The sequence below is a fragment of the Flavobacterium sp. CF136 genome (assembly GCF_000282055.1).
GTDB lineage: Bacteria > Bacteroidota > Bacteroidia > Flavobacteriales > Flavobacteriaceae > Flavobacterium.
Genome location: NZ_AKJZ01000055.1, coordinates 21,809 through 39,778 on the forward strand (window position 1 = coordinate 21,809; position 17,970 = coordinate 39,778).

Consider the following 17,970-nt stretch of genomic DNA (forward strand, 5'->3'; position numbering starts at 1 on the left):
ATGAGAAAACCGGGTCAGAAATGACTCGGGTTTTTTTATAGATTTTTTATAAGGTTGATTTTTATTATTCAGGTCTTACTATACTAACTTCTCCTAATAATTCAACATCATTTTTTTTCATTGCTATTGAAATATTCAATTTGTTTCGAATCTTAAATTCCAGATTTTTATAACCAATAGATGAGATTACTAAGATGTCTCCTTTTTTAGCTTCTATTGAAAATTCACCATTGAAATTAGTGTGATTTTGAGTTTTTGTTCCTTTAATAAATACATTTGCTCCTGGTAAAGGAATCTTATTTTCATCATATAAAATTCCTGTATATTTTTTAATATTATTATTAGAAGATTCTTGACTATTAAACTGTTTTTTATCAGTTTGTTCTATTCTTATTTTGCCTTGGGCTCTTACAGTTTGGTTTCCTAATCCTAAAAAAGTGATTATTGTAGCGGCTACAATCATCCATAAGGTTTTTTTTTCTTTTGGAATTATTATGTTTTTATTAAGTTGTGAAATATTTAAACGTCCACATAATTTTTCATTTTTATTAAAAGATAATAGAATTTCCCTGTTGGTAGCTTTTGTAAAATCAATAACATCTTTTTGGCAATTGCTACAAAATCTACCTTTTTCGGTTGGAGTCATTTCAAACCAATTTTGATGACAAGGCTCTGGAATTGAGATTTTTATTTTATGATTCATTTTCAACTTAATTTTTAAATCAGATTGATTCTTATAAAAGTAATTATTATTTTGAATTATCTTAGGGTTTCTTCCCATCAAAATGATAATTGTCATTTCCTGTTCAGAATCTTTTTTGTAATATTACTATATAAATCATTTTGATGAGAAAGATAAAATACAAGGCAGGTCGCAAGCTGCAACATACTACTTTAGAATATACAGGTATACATAAAGATCATCAATCTGAGATGCAGCTTTTTGTATACGACGATGCTGACGTGATTGAATATGACAGATTTAACATTCTGGCTTTAAATACCTGTATCGATTATACTAAAAATAACTGGCTTAATATTCACGGATTAAATGATATCAATTTAATTAAAACTATTGGAGAGCATTTTAAAGTAGATGACTTTCTTTTGGCAGATATTTTAAATACAACCAAGAGAACTAAATTACAGGAACAACATGATATTTTATTCTTTAATATAAAATCGCTTTTACCCTCTGAATATTCAGATAATATTAGTGTTGAGCAAATTAGTTTTATTTTGAAAGATGGAATATTAATATCATTTCAGGAAAAAAGAAGCGATTTCTTTACCCATATCCGGGAGCGCCTTCGTACACACGCAGGAATCGTAAGAACTAAAAAAGTTGACTACTTACTATATTTATTGCTGGATGCCGTAATGGAAAATTTCTACATTACGCTGGAAGATGAGGAAGACAAAGTTGAAGAATTAATTAACCTGACTAAAAAAGAGGCCAAACCGATTATTCTGGAAAAGATTGAAAATCATCGTGATAATTTAAACTTTTTAAAACGTTCGATTATTCCGCTTAGGGATTCATTATATTATTTGAAAACAATAAAAGATGATGACACCTATAACGGAATAGAAAAAGACACTTTTAATTTTTTCATAAGATTACATCAAAAAAGTCTGGAACTTTTAGATCAAATTGAATCGGATATGAGTTCATTGGAAAGTGCTTCTAATTTCTATTTTTCGGAACAAAGCCGAAAAATGAACGAGATTATGAAAACACTGACGATTATTTCGGCCATTTTTATACCATTAACCTTTATTGTTGGAGTATACGGAATGAATTTCGAAAACATGCCGGAACTTAAATATGAATACGGATATCATAGCGTCATGATTGCGATGTTTTTCTTAGTAATCGCTTTGATTATTTATTTCAAAAAGAGACGCTGGTTTTAACTTTGTTTCTCTATTAAAAATACGATTTCAAAATATATAATTATGAGTAAAGCGATATACATAGCCACAAGCGATCAGAATAGCGGAAAATCAATTATTACACTTGGTTTGATGAGTATCCTAATTGGTAAAACTGCCAAAGTAGGTTATTTTAGACCCATTGTAGAGGATTTTATTGATGGTGAATTAGATAATCACATTGAAACAGTACTTTCATATTTTAACCTTGACATTAAGTTTGAAGATGCATATGCAATTACAAAGAGTAAACTCATCAAGAAAAAAAATAAGGGAAAAATAGGTGAGGTTTTAGATTTGATTATTGAAAAATACAAAAAACTCGAAGAGCAGTTTGATTTTGTTTTGGTTGAAGGAACAAGTTTTACAGGAGAAGGAACTTCAATCGAATTGGATTTGAATGTTTTAATTGCGAAAAATCTGGGAATCCCTACAATCATTATTGGCTCCGGTGTGGGTAAAACATTGGACGAATTAGTTGATAGTCTTTACTTAGTTTATGATTCTTTTAAAGTAAAAGAAGTAGAAGTTTTGTCAGTTTTTGCAAATAAAGTACAAGCGGAAAATATAGAACTGGTAACAAAAGGACTGCAAAAAAGTTTACCCGGTAATGTATTGGTAAATACGATTCCGTTGATTTCGAGTTTAAATAACCCGACAATGCAGGAAATTGTCAATGAACTTGATGCAAAAGTTTTATTTGGAGGTACTTATCTGAACAACGAGATTGGACATTTTAGCGTTGGTGCAATGCAATTGCATAATTACCTGGTTCACTTGCATGATAATGCTTTGGTAATTACTCCGGGCGATCGTTCTGATATTATTTTGGGCGCTCTGCAGGCTAATGAATCGGTTAATTATCCCTCTATTTCAGGTATTATTTTGACAGGAAATATTATTCCCGAAGAAAGTATTCTTAAACTTATTGAAGGACTTTCTGCTATTGTTCCGATTATTTCTGTTGATGGAGGAACGTATAATATTACCAATAAAATAGGTTCCATAAAGTCGAAAATCTATGCGAATAACACACATAAAATAGAAACATCAATCAGTACTTTTGAAAAGTATGTTTCTATTGAGTTGTTATCTGAAAGATTGATAACTTTTCAGGCAGAAGGTATGACACCCAAAATGTTTCAGTATAATATGGTGAAAAGAGCCAAACAACATCGTAAACATATTGTTTTACCGGAAGGAAGTGATGAAAGAATTATTATCGCTGCTTCAAGATTACTGACGATGGATGTAGTTGATATTTCAATTATTGGGGATAAAAAACAAATAGAAAATAAAATAACCGAATTAGGAATCACATTCGATTTTTCGAAAGTAAATATTATAAATCCTAAAGAATCTGAGTTTTATGATAATTATGTGACTACTTATTATGAGCTGCGAAAAGCAAAAAAAATGACGCTTGAAATTGCCAGGGATTTGATGGAGGATGGTTCTTATTTTGGAACAATGATGGTTTATAAAGGTCATGCGGACGGAATGGTTTCCGGAGCGGCACATACTACCCAGCATACTATTTTGCCGGCATTGCAATTCATTAAAACAAAACCAAATTGTTCGATAGTTTCTTCTGTATTTTTCATGTGCTTAGAAGATCGTGTTTCGGTTTTTGGTGATTGTGCCATTAATCCAAATCCAACTTCTGAACAATTGGCAGAAATTGCAATTTCATCTGCTGAATCAAGTCTGGCATTTGGCATTGAACCCAAAATCGCCATGCTTTCCTATTCTTCAGGATCTTCAGGAAAAGGAGATGAAGTTGATAAGGTTCGTGCAGCAACCGAAATTGTAAAACAAAAACGTCCCGATTTAAAAATTGAAGGTCCAATTCAGTATGATGCCGCAGTTGATCGCGCTGTCGGAAAAAGCAAAATGCCGGATTCTGAAGTAGCAGGACAGGCGAGTGTCCTTATTTTCCCCGATTTAAATACAGGAAACAATACATACAAAGCCGTTCAGAGAGAAACCGGAGCTTTGGCTATTGGTCCAATGTTACAAGGACTGAACAAACCCGTAAACGATTTAAGCCGCGGTTGTACCGTTGATGATATTATAAACACGGTGGTAATTACAGCTATTCAGGCGCAGGGATTATAATCAATTAAAAAAATTATGTCAGGCTGAGTCCAGTCGACTCCGCTCAGGATAAACTTAGTCGAAGCCCTTTTGGGTTAAATAGACTTCGACTCCGCTCAGGATGACATAATTATTAAAAATAAAATCAGTTTTTATCAGCGTTTTTGCTTTGATAAATCCGTGTCATCCGCGTTCACAAGATTATACAAATAAATAGATAATGAAAATATTAATAATAAACTCAGGAAGCTCATCAATTAAATATCAATTAATGGTTATGCCGGAAAACGAAGTAATTTGTACCGGTATGATTGACAGAATTGGTTTAGAAAGTTCTAATGTTACTTTTAAAGCTTCATCAAATTCGTATGAAGTAATGCTGCCGATTGCAACACACAAAATAGGTCTGCAAAAAGTAGCCAATATGCTTTTGGATCCAGAAAAAGGAGTTATTAAATCGACTTCTGAAATTGCTGCTGTTGGGCATCGCGTGGTACATGGGGGAAGTACTTTTACAGAAACAGTAAAAATTGACGAAAAGGTAAAGGCGAAAATAAAACAGCTTTTTGATTTGGCCCCTCTGCATAATCCAGCCAATTTAGAAGGAATTAATGTAGCCGAAGAAATTTTTGATACCGCACATCAAATTGCCGTTTTTGATACTGCTTTTCATCAAACAATGCCCGAAGTAGCTTATAAATATGCAATTCCGAATGAGCTTCTAACCGAGAATAGAATTCGTGTCTATGGTTTTCACGGAACAAGTCATAAATATGTCTCAGAACAGGCAATTAATTATTTAAAAGAATCAAATAATCCTGCACAGAATATTATTACGATCCATTTAGGAAATGGTTGTAGTATGACAGCCATTAAAGAGGGTAAAAGTGTAGATCATTCTTTTGGATTTGGACCAACAAATGGTCTTATAATGGGTACAAGGGCTGGAGATGTTGATCAATCTGTTATTTTTTATATGTCGAATACATTGGGTTTTTCTTTAGAAGAAATCAACAATATTCTTCAGAAAAGAAGCGGAATGTTAGGACTCACAGGTTATAGCGATTTGCGTGATATTGAATCTCATGCCCAAAAAGGAAACAAGGAATGTCAATTGGCTTTGTTTATGAATGTGTATCGTATCAAAAAGTTTATTGGTTCATACACAGCAGTTTTAAATGGTTTAGACGCTATTGTTTTTACAGCCGGAATTGGAGAGAACTCATCCTATATGCGGAAATTAGTTTGTACGGATATGAGTTATTTTGGAATAGAATTAGACGATGATAAAAATCAAATACGTTCTAAAGAAAACAGAATGATTAATACTTCAGATTCAAAAGTAAAAATTTTAGTGGTACCAACAGATGAAGAATTTGAAATTGCAAATCAGGTTTATCATTTACTTCAAAGTTAAAATATTGTCTTTGTATTTATAAAAAAGCTTCTCGGTTGGGAAGCTTTTTTATTGCTTAAAATTCAATATTTGTCAGTATATTTGAATATAAATCCGAATATTTTGAAATCGATACTTCCAAAATTATTTTTCTTCTTTTTCATCACTTCTCAAATTCATGCTCAAGAATTACTTCCCTTTGTAGAAAATTATAATAAATCAAATTATCAGGGCGATAATCAAATTTGGAATGTCGTTCAGGGAAAAGATAATGCGATGTATTTTGCCAATAATCATTATTTATTGCGATATGATGGTGTGATGTGGGAAAAATATACGCTGCCCAACAAAACCATCATTCGTTCGATTATGATCGAAGGTGATAAAATTTATTCCGGATCTTACAAAGAATTTGGTTACTGGTATAGAAAAGAAGGTAAAATGCATTACGTTTCGATTACCAAAAAACTGCGTTTATTTGATGAAAAGGATAATGAAGAAATCTGGAAAATTTTTCGGTTTAATGGGGCAATATACTTTCAGTCTTTTAATGATGTTTTTATTTATAAGGATAAGCACATTCAAAAAATCAGATTTCCTTTTTTAATATCCTATTGTTTTGTAGTTGACCAGAATCTGTATGTCGCTTCTGTAGAAAAAGGGGTTTTTAAAATGAACGCTGCACAGATTGCAAACCCAAAAGGCTGGAATGTACTAAAAAAATGTGTTGTTCATGCTATCGAAAAATACCAGAACAAAACCTATGTTTTTACTCAGAAAAAAGGAATTTTTATTGTTGAAAAGGATGGAGGCTTAAGACCTTGGAATAATCCATTAAATGAAATCTTAAAAGATGCTACAATTAATGTGGCCAGGTTTATTAAAAATAATAAATTAGTGATAGGCACTGGAAACAGAGGCGTTTTTATTTATGATTTCAAAACTGATACCTTCAAAAATATAGACCGGAACAATGTATTGATGAATAATTCAATTTTAAGCATTGGTTTAGATAAAGAAAATGATTTGTGGCTTGGTTTAGATAATGGTATCGCTCATGTAGAAGTAAATTCTCCGGTATCAATTTTTTATGACAATTCGGGAATTTTAGGTTCAGTTTACTCTGTTGCAACAACCAGCAAAGGATATTTAATTGCTTCAAATCACGGTATTTTTGAATATGATTTGGGGAAATTCAAGATGTTGCCCAACACTCAGGGGCAGGCCTGGAATATTACAAAATTTGACAATAAATATATTATTGGGCATAACGATGGAACCTTTTGTTATGATAATGGATCTCTAATTAAAACGAACAATGTAAGCGGTGGTTGGAATTTATCGAAAAGCAGTATTAACAATACTTGCTTTCAGTCAACTTATAGTGGGATTCTGGTGTATGATGATATTTCAAAATTAAGCGAACATAAAACGATTAAAGATATCTCGAAACCAATAAAGTATGTAGCTCAAAATAAAAAAAATGAAATTTTTGCGGCAGATAATTATCGTGGTTTATACCGTGTTTTATATAATGATGACTATCAGACTAAAAAGGTTGAAAATATTACCCAGCAAAGTAAGATAGAAAATGATTTTGGTGTTAAGATTTTTGAGTTTAGAAAGGAAATTCTTTTTCTGATTAATAATTCATGGTATACTTATAACTCAATTACCAACAAACTTGAGGAAAATGAATTGTTTAATGCCAATTTTAAAGATATAACTGATGTTGTGGCAATTGATGAAGATCATTTTATGGTCCTTCAGGACGGAATTTTATACCATATTTATGCCAGAGGAAATAAGTTTGTGTGGAATATTATTCAGGAGAAATATTATAAAGGAAAGCTGATCAATGATAACTTAAGGATTTTTAAAACTCAAAATCATTATTTGTTAAATCTTGATGACGGATTTATTTCTCTTCAGCTGAAATATGAAAATAAACAAAATGCAGATGTCAAAATTGAGGCATTTAATAATGAGGTTCTGCTTCCGGATGATTCCAAAATTAAATATAATACAGAATTAAAAATTAATGTAATCTCTGGAATTTATGGGGCAAGCAAGCCTAATTTATTTTATAAAATCAATAAAAACAAAGATTTCATTCCAATTTCTGACGGACTAATTGTACTCAATAATTTAAGCAGTGGTTATCATTCTATAATTGTTTATAAACATAATGGGGCCAATTATGATAAAGTTTCCAGTTTTGATTTTAAAGTTGCCCAACCGTGGTATTTTTCTATTTGGATGATTTTATTGTATTTGTTATTGATAGGAACAGTTTTGTTTTTTTATTATAAATGGAATAAACTTCGCTATATACAAAAGTTAAAACTGCAGGCTGAAGAATTAAAACATCAGCGAGAAATTCTGGAAATGGAATTGAAAGCTGAAAATGAATTGAATATTCAGGAATACGAAAAACATATTCTGGAACTCGAATTACAGACAAAATCGTCTGAAGTTGCAGGCAAATCGTTATCTATTGCCAAACAAAGTGAAATGATTGAAAACATTCAGAGTATTCTTGACTCTGAAAAAGATTTCAATAAACTTAAAAGCGAAATTAAAAAAGCAATTAAGATTAATGAAGTGAATAAACATGAATGGGAAATTTTTGAAACTAATCTGAATCAGATTCACAATGAGTTTATTATTAATCTTTCTAAAAAATTCCCAAACCTGACTCCAAAAGACATAAAACTTTGTGTTTATCTTAAAATGAATTTGTCATCGAAGGAAATTGCTCCCCTGATGAATATTTCATTTAGAGGAGTGGAATTACACAGATACCGACTAAGAAAGAAACTAAATCTCTCACAAGAAGAAAATCTTTCAAAATTTTTATTAAGTCTATAAGATTTAGGCTGGTTTTTTAAACATATTTTATTTTTATACTTCTTTTTTTATTTTATTCTAATACATCATTACTACATCATAAGGTTATGTTAATAAACTTAAATTAACATTTTAAGTGTTTGATTTTTAATATTTTATCTTTGTTTTTTAACATAATGATGTATCTGTGTAGTAGTGTATTTGATGTACTACAACGATGTAATTGTTTAATTTGGCTCCACTAACTTAAACGATTACAAACTGTATGAAAAATTTTATTTTTAGCTTTTTAGTGCTCTTGCTGTTTCCGGCTTATATGTCCGGACAGACAATTAAGGGAAAAGTAGTGGACGGCAGCGGAATGGGAGTTCCCGGAGCAATTATCAGTGCTCCTGAATCCAGAACTTCTACTGATGCTGATTTCGATGGGAACTTCACAATAAATGCCAAAACCGGTGAAATGTTAAAGGTTTCCATGTTAGGTTTTGATACTGTTTCTGTGGCAGCTACTTCAGGTTTAATGACAATTACCTTAAAAGAATCAGGTGACACTGCCCTAAAAGAAGTTGTTGTTATCGGATACGGAACAAGAAAAAAAGTGGATAACACTACTGCAATTAGTTCTATAAAAGGAGAAGAAATTACAAAAACAAAAGTACTGAATGCCTCGCAAGCCATTCAGGGTAAAGCGGCAGGGGTACAGGTGATTTCATCTGATTTGCCGGGAAGTACGCCTTCTGTAGTAATTAGAGGTTTGGGTACTGCACTAGGAGGAAGATCTCCATTATTTATTGTTGACGGAATGCCAACAGAAAATATCAATAATATTAATGCAAATGATATTACTTCGTATGATATTCTAAAAGATGCTTCCGCATTGGCAATTTATGGTACAAGGGCTGCTAATGGAGTTATCATCATTACAACCAAAAAGGGCAAAGGAGATAAAATTTCTGTAGAAATTGAAAGCTTTGCAGGAGTAAGAGAGCCTTTAAAAAAGGTAAAAATGGCTGGAAGTAATAAATATGCATATTATACCAACTCTGCTTTGCAGACTACAACTTTTTCACAAGATCAGCCTGTAAACACAGATTGGTTTGACGAAATTACCAGAACAGGAAGCTACACTCAAAACAACGTTTCTGTTTATGGAGGTACTGAAAGTATTAAATATTTTTTCAGTTTAGGAAATTACGAAGAAAAAGCAATTTTAAACGGATTGGATTATGGACGTACTACTTTTAGAAATAACAATGAATATAAGATTTCTAAAAAACTGACTTTAAATCAAAACTTTAGTTTTACCTCTACCAAATCAACACCTAAGCCATTAGATGCCTTTACAAATGCTTATAAACAATCACCATTAGTTCCTGTTCGTTTTGCTGATGGGAAATATGGAGTGTCCAGAGTTGGCCCGGATGGTTTCGTTAGTCAAACAGGCTCAGCATTTAACAATGTTGGTAATCCTGTGGCACAATTAGATTTTAAAAATGAAGAACAAAGAAGTATTATGCTTCAGGGAGGTTTGAAATTGGATTATGAGATTTTGAAATCATTAAAATTCACGTCTCAATTTAATGGGGAATATTATAGCTGGAAACAATATGATTATGCAGATAATAAAAATATTTGGTTGGCTGCAAATCCAAATAAAGTTGAAAGCGATTATGCAAAAGAATTTCCAAATTCGAACTTAAATACATTAACTAAAGGCAGAGAACAATATTATAATTGGAACTTACAAAACTATTTAACTTATAACAAAGTTTTTGCTGAAATTCATGATATAGAAGTAACAGCAGGTATAGAAACCAGCGTTAAAGGGAATAGAGAGAAACTAACCATTGTGCGTAAAAATGTAGATTCAAATGCTAATTATTGGGGGTTAAAAGACGTAGAATATGCTGCTAATGTTACGAGCTATAAAGATGAAGTTTTTAACGAAATAAAACTGGCATCTTATCTGGGTCGTTTCCAGTACAAATTGATGGACAGATATTTAGTTACGGGAACTATTAGACGTGATGGATCTTCAAACTTTGGTAAAGATTACCGTTGGGGAACCTTCCCGGCTTTTGGTTTAGGTTGGGTTATATCTAAAGAAGCTTTTCTGGCTGATTCAAAAACAATCAATTTGTTAAAATTAAGAGGAGGTTGGGGACGTTTAGGAAATCAAAATGTACCTCTTAATAACCAAAGTTATACATCTGGTCAAAATGCTTATTTAGGGGGTTCTATTTTAAATCAGGGAACAACTATTAGCTCACAAATTGATCCTAGTTTATCTTGGGAAATTACAGAAGAAACGTCTGCAGGTCTTGATTTTGAATTATTAGATAATAGATTAAAAGGAACTTTTGATGTGTATGATAAAACAACAACAAATGTAATTTTAAATACTAAACCTTATTTTACATCTGGAATTACGAATGCTTCGCCTGCTCACGTTGGTGAAGTATCTAATAAAGGATATGAAATTTCGTTGCGTTGGGATGATAAAATAGGGGAAAATTTTAATTATTGGATCGGGGGTAATTTTTCGAACAATAAAAATGAACTTACAGGATTAAAAGATGTTGAATTAACAATACAAAATGGCGGAAATTTAGGGAATGGACAAAACACTAAAATTTTAGATAACAGTTCTATAGGTCAGCCGTTAGGAAGTTTTTATATGTATGAATATGCAGGTTTTGATGCTTCAAATGGAAAAATGCTGTACTACAATGCTGCAGGTCAAAAAGTTACTCAAGATGCTTTAAATGTTAATACTGATAGAAAATACGTTGGTTCAATACTACCAAAATCAAATTATGGAGTAACATTAGGTTTTGCTTACAAAAACTTTGATTTTTCTGTTGATGGTTACGGAACAAATGGAGCAAAAGTTTATAATGGTAAAAAAGCACAACGTTTTTCTGGTGAAAACATAGAAGAGTCTCTTGCAGTAGATTTTTGGACACCAAATAATTTGACAGCTTCAAATCCGGCACCTTTCAATCAAGTACCGGTAGCTTCAACTTATTACTTAGAGTCAGGTGATTTCTTCAGAATAAATAATATTACTGTAGGCTATAAATTGCCTTTGCCTGAAGGTGGTTTTATTAGCTCTTGCAGAATTTACGTAAATGCAATTAACCCATTTATTACTCAAAAATTCTCAGGATTTTCTCCAGAATTAAATGATGACGGTAATCCATACAACCTTCAGGGAGTTGAGTTGAATGCTTATCCAACTTTGAGATCATTTGTAATGGGTGCTAACCTAAAATTTTAAAATTATGAAAAAGATATATATAGCAGCGTTTGTGTTTTCAGTATTCTTTCTTACAGGATGTGCAGACGATTATTTAGATGTAGATCAAACAGAATCTATTTCTACAAAAGATATTGAATTATTCAATAATGATGCTGGCGCAGCTTCGTTTGTCACAGCAATTTATAACAAATTTTTAAATTGGGATATGACTTCTTTTGGTTGGATTGGTCTGTCGAGTATTACTTCTGATGATGCAGATAAAGGATCTTCGCCAGGTGATACAGGTACTGATAAAGATGTGTTGGATGCTTTAACTTATAATGCCTCTAATCCTTCTGCCGAGAGTACTTTTATTGCCAATTACGACGGAATAAACAGATGTAATCAGGCATTGAATATTCTTCCGAAATTAGATAAAGTAGATGTTAATTTAAGAGCCAGATTAGCTGGTGAAGCAAAATTTTTAAGAGCTTTTATGTATTTTACTTTGGTAAAATGCTACGGAGGAGTGCCTATTGTAGATCATTTACCGGTTCCTGGTTTAGATTCTGACAGAGTTATGCAGTTGACCCGAAAAACATCTGCTGAAGTATATGCTTTCATAGAAGCTGATTTAAATGATGCGATTGCTGCTTTACCTGAAAAAACAGCTTATTCAGCAAATGAAAAATCAAGAGCTTCAAAAGGGGCCGCTTATGCTTTATTAGCTAAAGTTAGTTTATATCAAAAAAACTGGCAAAAAGTAGTTGATAATTGTAATAAAGTTACAGGTTACTCCATTGTTAATGATTATGCTTCAATGTACAGAGCAGGAGGGAAGTTTGATTCAGAATCAATTTTCGAAATTTATGCACAAGGTGCTGTTCCGGCTAAAGGGATCGAAGGCTATTCTAACACACAAGGAGCTCGTGGTACCGGCGGCTGGGGCTGGGGCTTTAATACACCATCACAAAGTTTAGTAAATGCCTATGAAGCTGGTGATGTCAGAAAAGCAGCTACTATTATTTTTAGGGGAACAACTTTATACGATGGCAGAGTGATACCGGTAACGGTTGAAAACGAAAGATACAATTACAAAGCCTATTCATCAGCTTACACAGATGCATGGGAAACGGATGTTGATATTAAATACCTGAGATATGCCGAAGTTTTATTGATGAAAGCGGAAGCTTTGAATGAATTAGGACAAACAAGTGATGCGATTCCGTTATTAAACCAAATCAGACACCGCGCTAACTTAGGAGATACTCCGGCAGTATCTCAAGGAGATGTCCGAATTGCAATCTGGAAAGAAAGAAGAGTAGAAATGGCTTTTGAGCACGATAGATTTTTTGATTTAGTGCGCACTGGTCAGGCCAAAGCTGCCTTTGCTGTAGACGGAAAAACCTTCACGGAAAATAAAAACGAATTATTTCCTATTCCGGCGTCATTCTTAAAACAAGCAGATGGTTTATCATCTCAAAATCCAGGTTATTAATCCTTAAAGACATTAAAAATGAAAAAAAATAAATCTATTTTCTTGCTTTCTTTTGTTTTAGCTTCAACATTGTTTGTTGGCTGCGAGGATAGTATTGATAAAGTAAACAGCCCAATTCCGTATGAGTCAATTGGAGGTTATGAAAATTCGGATGATGTTGCCGCTGCCCATTTAGTATCTAAATTTAGTTTTGAAGGGAATATTGCTGATTCAAAAAACAGTATAACAGATGGAACAGGAACGAATGTTACATATGAAACCGGTATAAAAGGAGAAGCTTACAAAGGTTCAGCAAGTTCATTTATTGCCTATAATACTGTTGCTAATTCCGTAATAAATTTAAAAAGTATTACAGTTTCAATGTGGATTAAAACAGAACCACACACTGGAGGAGCACAATCTCTGTTTATGCTCCCTAAAAAAACAGATTTTTGGGGCAATATATTCACTTTAATTGAAGGCACAGGTCCAGCAACTACAATGTTGATGAAAAATCATATTCAAAAAGACGTGACGCCAAGTATACCCTGGTCAGGTCAGTTTATTGAGCATGGAGGAGCCAATGTTTTAAATAATATGTTTGGTGCATGGAAACATGTGATATGGACTTATAACGGAACCAGTTCTACTTATAGCATGTACATTGACGGACAAAAATTAGACTTACCTGCTTCTATTTCTAAAAGATATGCAAGTGATCCTGCTACCGGAGGTGTCGGGTTTGGTGATTTGGCAAGTTCAGAAGTATCAAAATTCATCATTGGAGGCTATCAACAGCATTTAGGTGCTCCCTGGGGCAGTGCCGATGGCTGGATGCTTCATTATACAGGATCAATGGATGAATTCAGAATTTATGATGCAGCATTAACAGATAATGAAGCTGTAGCCTTATATAAATTAGAAAAAGATAAAAGATAAATTTTAATCCACCTGGATTGAAAATATCCAGGTGTTTTTTTAGTGTAATCCGACAATTTATAAAAATGAAAATCAGTTTATATATCCTTCTTTTTTTGAACGCTTTTAATTCTTGCTCTTCTTCTTCTCCGGAAGGACCGGGTGGAGGAACACCATTGCCAACAAATCCAATTACACCTTTAACGGACACGCAGGCATTGGACCAGGTTCAAAAAGATGCAATAAAATATTTTTGGGATTATGCAGACCCTAATTCAAAATTAGCCCGCGAAAGATATCTTACTGAAAATCCTGATTTTGAGTCAAACATTATAACTACCGGCGGTTCCGGTTTTGGGTTAATGACTATTGTTGTAGGTATAGAAAGAGGTTTTTTACCAAGGGCAGAAGCTGTTTCCAGACTTACAACAGCCTTAACTTTTTTAGAAAAAGCGGAACGTTTTCATGGCGCATGGCCACACTGGATGGATAATACAACAGGTAAAGTTATTCCGTTTGGAACAAAAGATAACGGCGGGGATTTGGTAGAGACCTCTTTTGTTTGTCAGGCTTTAATCACCATTAGGGAGTATTTTAAAAATGGAAGCACAGCTGAAAAAGAATTAGCCGTAAAAGCGGATGAACTTTGGAAAGGTGTTGAATGGGATTGGTATACCAAAGGAGAAAATGCATTATACTGGCATTGGTCACCTAATTATGGCTGGGAAATGAACTTTAAATTGGAAGGTTACAATGAATGTTTGATTACATACGTAATGGCTGCTTCATCACCAACACATCCAATTTCTGCAGAAGCCTATCATCAGGCTTGGGCAAGAAACGGGGCAATTGTAAACAGCGGTTCCCAATATGGATTGCCGGTTGTTTTAAATTATAATGGAGCATCAGGAAATGTAGGGCCAATGTTCTGGTCACACTATTCGTATTTAGGTTTAGACCCAAATAACTTAACAGATAAATATGCTGATTATTGGCAATTGACACAAAATCATGCTAAAATAATGGTTCAGTATAGTATCGCTAACCCAAAAGGATGGAAAGACTATTCGGATAAATGTTGGGGATTAACCGCAAGTTATACTCGTAATCCAGACGGAACAACGGGTTATACAGCACATCAGCCAAATAATGATACAGGAGTAATTTCGCCTACTGCAGCCTTATCATCATTTCCGTACACACCAACAGAATCTATGAAGTTTTTACATTATTTATATGATGAAAATAAAACAAAATATGTTGGAATTGCCGGGCCATACGATGCTTTTTCACCACAGTATGATTGGGTAACAAAATGCTATTTAGCCATCGATCAGGGAACAATTGTTCCAATGATTGAGAATTATCGCTCGGGTCTGTTATGGAAATTATTTATGAACGCATCAGATACCAAACAAGGTTTAATAAAGCTTGGATTTAAATCAACAAAATACGGATTTTAGAAAGTTAATCAGAAACAATAAAATATAAATACCACATTTTATTAAATCGCCATTGTTCCGAACCAAAATAGGAATATACAATGGCGATTACATAAAGAATAATATTATCTAATATGAAAAAGAAATTAGCCTTACTCTTTTTAGGATGTGCTGTTTTGGGTTACGCTCAGAAAAAGAACACTAAAAACACAGTAAAAATTAAACCAAAGTCTGAATTTGTAGCGGAGCTGATATCTAAAATGACATTGGATGAAAAATTAGGCCAGCTTAATTTACCAACTTCCGGAGATATTACAACAGGGCAGGCTAACAGCTCAAATATTGCAAAAAATATTGCCGAAGGTAAAGTAGGCGGTTTGTTCAATATAAAATCAGTTCAAAAAATTAAGGAAGTACAAAAGATTGCTGTTGAAAAAAGCCGTTTAAAAATCCCATTGATTTTTGGAATGGATGTAATTCACGGTTACGAAACAACTTTCCCTATTCCGCTTGGATTATCGTGCACCTGGGATATCAGTCTGATCGAAAGAAGTGCACAGATTGCAGCTCAGGAAGCCAGTGCCGATGGTATCAACTGGACATTTTCTCCAATGGTTGATATTTCCCGTGATCCTCGCTGGGGAAGAATTTCTGAAGGTTCAGGAGAAGATCCGTATTTAGGAAGCCAAATTGCAAAAGCAATGGTAAACGGGTATCAGCAACACGATCTTTCAAAAAACAATTCGATTATGGCATGTGTAAAACATTTCGCTTTATATGGTGCGCCCGAAGCAGGACGTGATTATAATACAGTTGATATGAGCCATATCAGAATGTTCAATGATTATTTTCCTCCTTACAAAGCTGCTGTAGATGCAGGCGTAGGATCAGTTATGGCTTCTTTCAACGAAATTGACGGAATCCCGGCAACTGGAAACAAATGGTTAATGACCGATGTTTTAAGAAAGCAATGGGGTTTTAAAGGTTTTGTAGTGACTGATTTTACCGGAATTCCGGAAATGATTGAACACGGAATGGGCGACCTTCAAACAGTTTCTGCAATGTCTTTAAATGCCGGTGTCGAAATGGATATGGTTGGGGAAGGTTTTCTAGGGACTTTAAAAAAATCCTTAGAGGAGAAAAAAGTAACAATCGAAACAATCGACAACGCAGTTAAACTTATTCTGGAAGCAAAATATGATTTAGGATTATTTGAAGATCCGTATAAATATTGTGATGAAAAAAGAGCTAAAACAGAAATTTTCACAACAAGCAGCAGAAAAGAAGCCAGAACAATTGCAGCTCAGTCATTGGTTTTATTAAAAAATAAAAATCAGTTATTGCCTCTTAAAAAATCAGGCACGATTGCACTTATCGGGCCATTGGCAGATGCCAAAAACAATATGTCAGGAACCTGGAGTGTAGCCACGATTGGTGATAAATGTATTTCGTTATTACAAGGAATTAAGGAAGCTGCCGGAAAATCTGCAAAAGTACTTTATGCAAAAGGAAGCAATTTAGATTATGATGAAACTTTTGAAACCAACGCAACAATGTTTGGTAAAACCTTAAATCGTGATCCTCGTTCAAAAGAAGAATTAATTGCAGAAGCCTTAAAAGTAGCGAACCAATCTGACGTAATTGTGGCAGCTCTTGGAGAATCTGCAGAAATGAGCGGAGAATCCAGCAGCCGTACAAACTTAGAAATTCCACAAGCACAAAAAGATTTATTAAACGAATTATTAAAAACAGGAAAGCCGGTAGTATTAGTTTTATTTGATGGCCGTCCTTTAGTTATAACTGATGAAAATATTACTGTTCCGGCTATTTTAAATGTTTGGTTTGCAGGAAGTGAAGCGGGTTATGCTATTGCCGATGTTTTATTTGGCGATGTAAATCCTTCAGGGAAATTGACAACGACTTTTCCAAGAAGTGTAGGGCAGGTACCGATTTATTATGCACATAAAAATACAGGAAGACCTCTTTCTAACACGGAAGGGAAATTCGAAAAATTCAGATCTAACTATTTGGACGAAAGAAATGAACCATTATTTCCTTTTGGTTTTGGATTGAGTTATACCACCTTTGATTATTCAAATTTGAAAATTTCTTCTGATAAAATGAACTTCAGCGGAAAAGTAAATGTGACTGTTGATGTTACAAATACAGGGAATTTCGATGGAAAAGAAACGGTTCAATTATACATTAGGGATTTAGTCGGATCTGTTACAAGACCGGTTAGGGAATTGAAAGGTTTTCAAAAAATAATGCTAAAAAAAGGAGAAAAGCAAACAGTGACTTTTCAAATTACTGTTGAAGATTTAAAATTTTATAATTCTGATTTACAATTCGTAGCAGAACCGGGGCAGTTTGATGTTTTTGTTGGAACAAATTCAAACGCCGATAAGAAAGTTAGTTTTGAGTTAACTAAATAAGTGGTTTGTTGATTAGTAATCGCCCTTCGTACTGGTTATACGAAGGGCTTTTTTATAAACTTAAAACTCTAAAATGTTAAGTTATGCATTTTTTTGTCATTTCGACGAAGGAGAAATCACACAAGGAGAGAACGTACTGTAATCGAATATTGCATGCGATTTCTCCTTCGTCGAAATTG

The 17,970-nt window shown here is 33.4% G+C and carries 10 protein-coding genes; 9 read left to right on the forward strand and 1 reads right to left on the reverse strand.

The features are described 5' to 3' along the window. Nucleotides 1-64: 64 nt before the first annotated feature. Nucleotides 65-703: a carboxypeptidase-like regulatory domain-containing protein gene (locus PMI10_RS15985; RefSeq protein ID WP_157489872.1), complete on the reverse strand. Its 639-nt coding sequence runs from the start codon at nt 701-703 to the stop codon at nt 65-67. 143 nt (nt 704-846) lie between these two features. Here PMI10_RS15985 and corA point away from each other — a divergent pair, with 143 nt between their 5' ends. The 9 genes from corA (at nt 847) to bglX (ending at nt 17,791) form a co-directional block, all read left to right on the forward strand. Next, a complete protein-coding gene (gene corA / locus PMI10_RS15990; protein ID WP_007809886.1) occupies nt 847-1,917 on the forward strand; it encodes a magnesium/cobalt transporter CorA in 1,071 nt (356 codons plus the stop codon). A gap of 42 nt (nt 1,918-1,959) precedes the next feature. Continuing rightward, entirely contained in the window at nt 1,960-4,053 is a 2,094-nt protein-coding gene (gene pta, locus PMI10_RS15995; RefSeq protein WP_007809888.1) for a phosphate acetyltransferase, read from the forward strand. A 199-nt stretch (nt 4,054-4,252) separates the two neighbouring features. Next, on the forward strand, nt 4,253-5,449 hold the full coding sequence (locus tag PMI10_RS16000) for an acetate/propionate family kinase (protein WP_035631992.1): 1,197 nt from the start codon (nt 4,253-4,255) through the stop codon (nt 5,447-5,449). Nucleotides 5,450-5,551: 102 nt separating this feature from the next. Next, nucleotides 5,552-8,299 (forward strand): helix-turn-helix and ligand-binding sensor domain-containing protein, encoded by a 2,748-nt coding sequence (locus tag PMI10_RS16005; RefSeq protein ID WP_007809893.1) that lies wholly within the window; start codon nt 5,552-5,554, stop codon nt 8,297-8,299. A 244-nt stretch (nt 8,300-8,543) separates the two neighbouring features. Beyond that, a complete protein-coding gene (locus PMI10_RS16010) occupies nt 8,544-11,558 on the forward strand; it encodes a SusC/RagA family TonB-linked outer membrane protein (RefSeq protein ID WP_007809895.1) in 3,015 nt (1,004 codons plus the stop codon). A 4-nt stretch (nt 11,559-11,562) separates the two neighbouring features. Further along, the gene (locus PMI10_RS16015) at nt 11,563-13,017 is read left to right on the forward strand and encodes a RagB/SusD family nutrient uptake outer membrane protein (protein WP_007809897.1); all 1,455 of its coding nucleotides are present in this window, start codon (nt 11,563-11,565) and stop codon (nt 13,015-13,017) included. An 18-nt stretch (nt 13,018-13,035) separates the two neighbouring features. Continuing rightward, a complete protein-coding gene (locus PMI10_RS16020) occupies nt 13,036-13,935 on the forward strand; it encodes a LamG-like jellyroll fold domain-containing protein (RefSeq protein ID WP_007809899.1) in 900 nt (299 codons plus the stop codon). Between the two features lie 65 nt (nt 13,936-14,000). Then, nucleotides 14,001-15,377, forward strand: a complete 1,377-nt coding sequence (locus PMI10_RS16025; protein ID WP_007809901.1) for a glucoamylase family protein — start codon at nt 14,001-14,003, stop codon at nt 15,375-15,377. 113 nt (nt 15,378-15,490) lie between these two features. Continuing rightward, a complete protein-coding gene (bglX, locus tag PMI10_RS16030) occupies nt 15,491-17,791 on the forward strand; it encodes a beta-glucosidase BglX (protein ID WP_007809902.1) in 2,301 nt (766 codons plus the stop codon). The last annotated feature ends 179 nt before the right edge of the window (nt 17,792-17,970 follow it).

Excerpts from the sequence above, each read along its gene's own strand:
- PMI10_RS15985 (WP_157489872.1), bottom strand. The coding sequence starts at position 703 with ATGAATCATAAAATAAAAATCTCAATTCCAGAGCCTTGTCATCAAAAT.
- corA (WP_007809886.1), top strand. The coding sequence starts at position 847 with ATGAGAAAGATAAAATACAAGGCAGGTCGCAAGCTGCAACATACTACT.
- pta (WP_007809888.1), top strand. The coding sequence starts at position 1,960 with ATGAGTAAAGCGATATACATAGCCACAAGCGATCAGAATAGCGGAAAA.
- PMI10_RS16000 (WP_035631992.1), top strand. The coding sequence starts at position 4,253 with ATGAAAATATTAATAATAAACTCAGGAAGCTCATCAATTAAATATCAA.
- PMI10_RS16010 (WP_007809895.1), top strand. The coding sequence starts at position 8,544 with ATGAAAAATTTTATTTTTAGCTTTTTAGTGCTCTTGCTGTTTCCGGCT.
- PMI10_RS16015 (WP_007809897.1), top strand. The coding sequence starts at position 11,563 with ATGAAAAAGATATATATAGCAGCGTTTGTGTTTTCAGTATTCTTTCTT.
- PMI10_RS16020 (WP_007809899.1), top strand. The coding sequence starts at position 13,036 with ATGAAAAAAAATAAATCTATTTTCTTGCTTTCTTTTGTTTTAGCTTCA.
- PMI10_RS16025 (WP_007809901.1), top strand. The coding sequence starts at position 14,001 with ATGAAAATCAGTTTATATATCCTTCTTTTTTTGAACGCTTTTAATTCT.
- bglX (WP_007809902.1), top strand. The coding sequence starts at position 15,491 with ATGAAAAAGAAATTAGCCTTACTCTTTTTAGGATGTGCTGTTTTGGGT.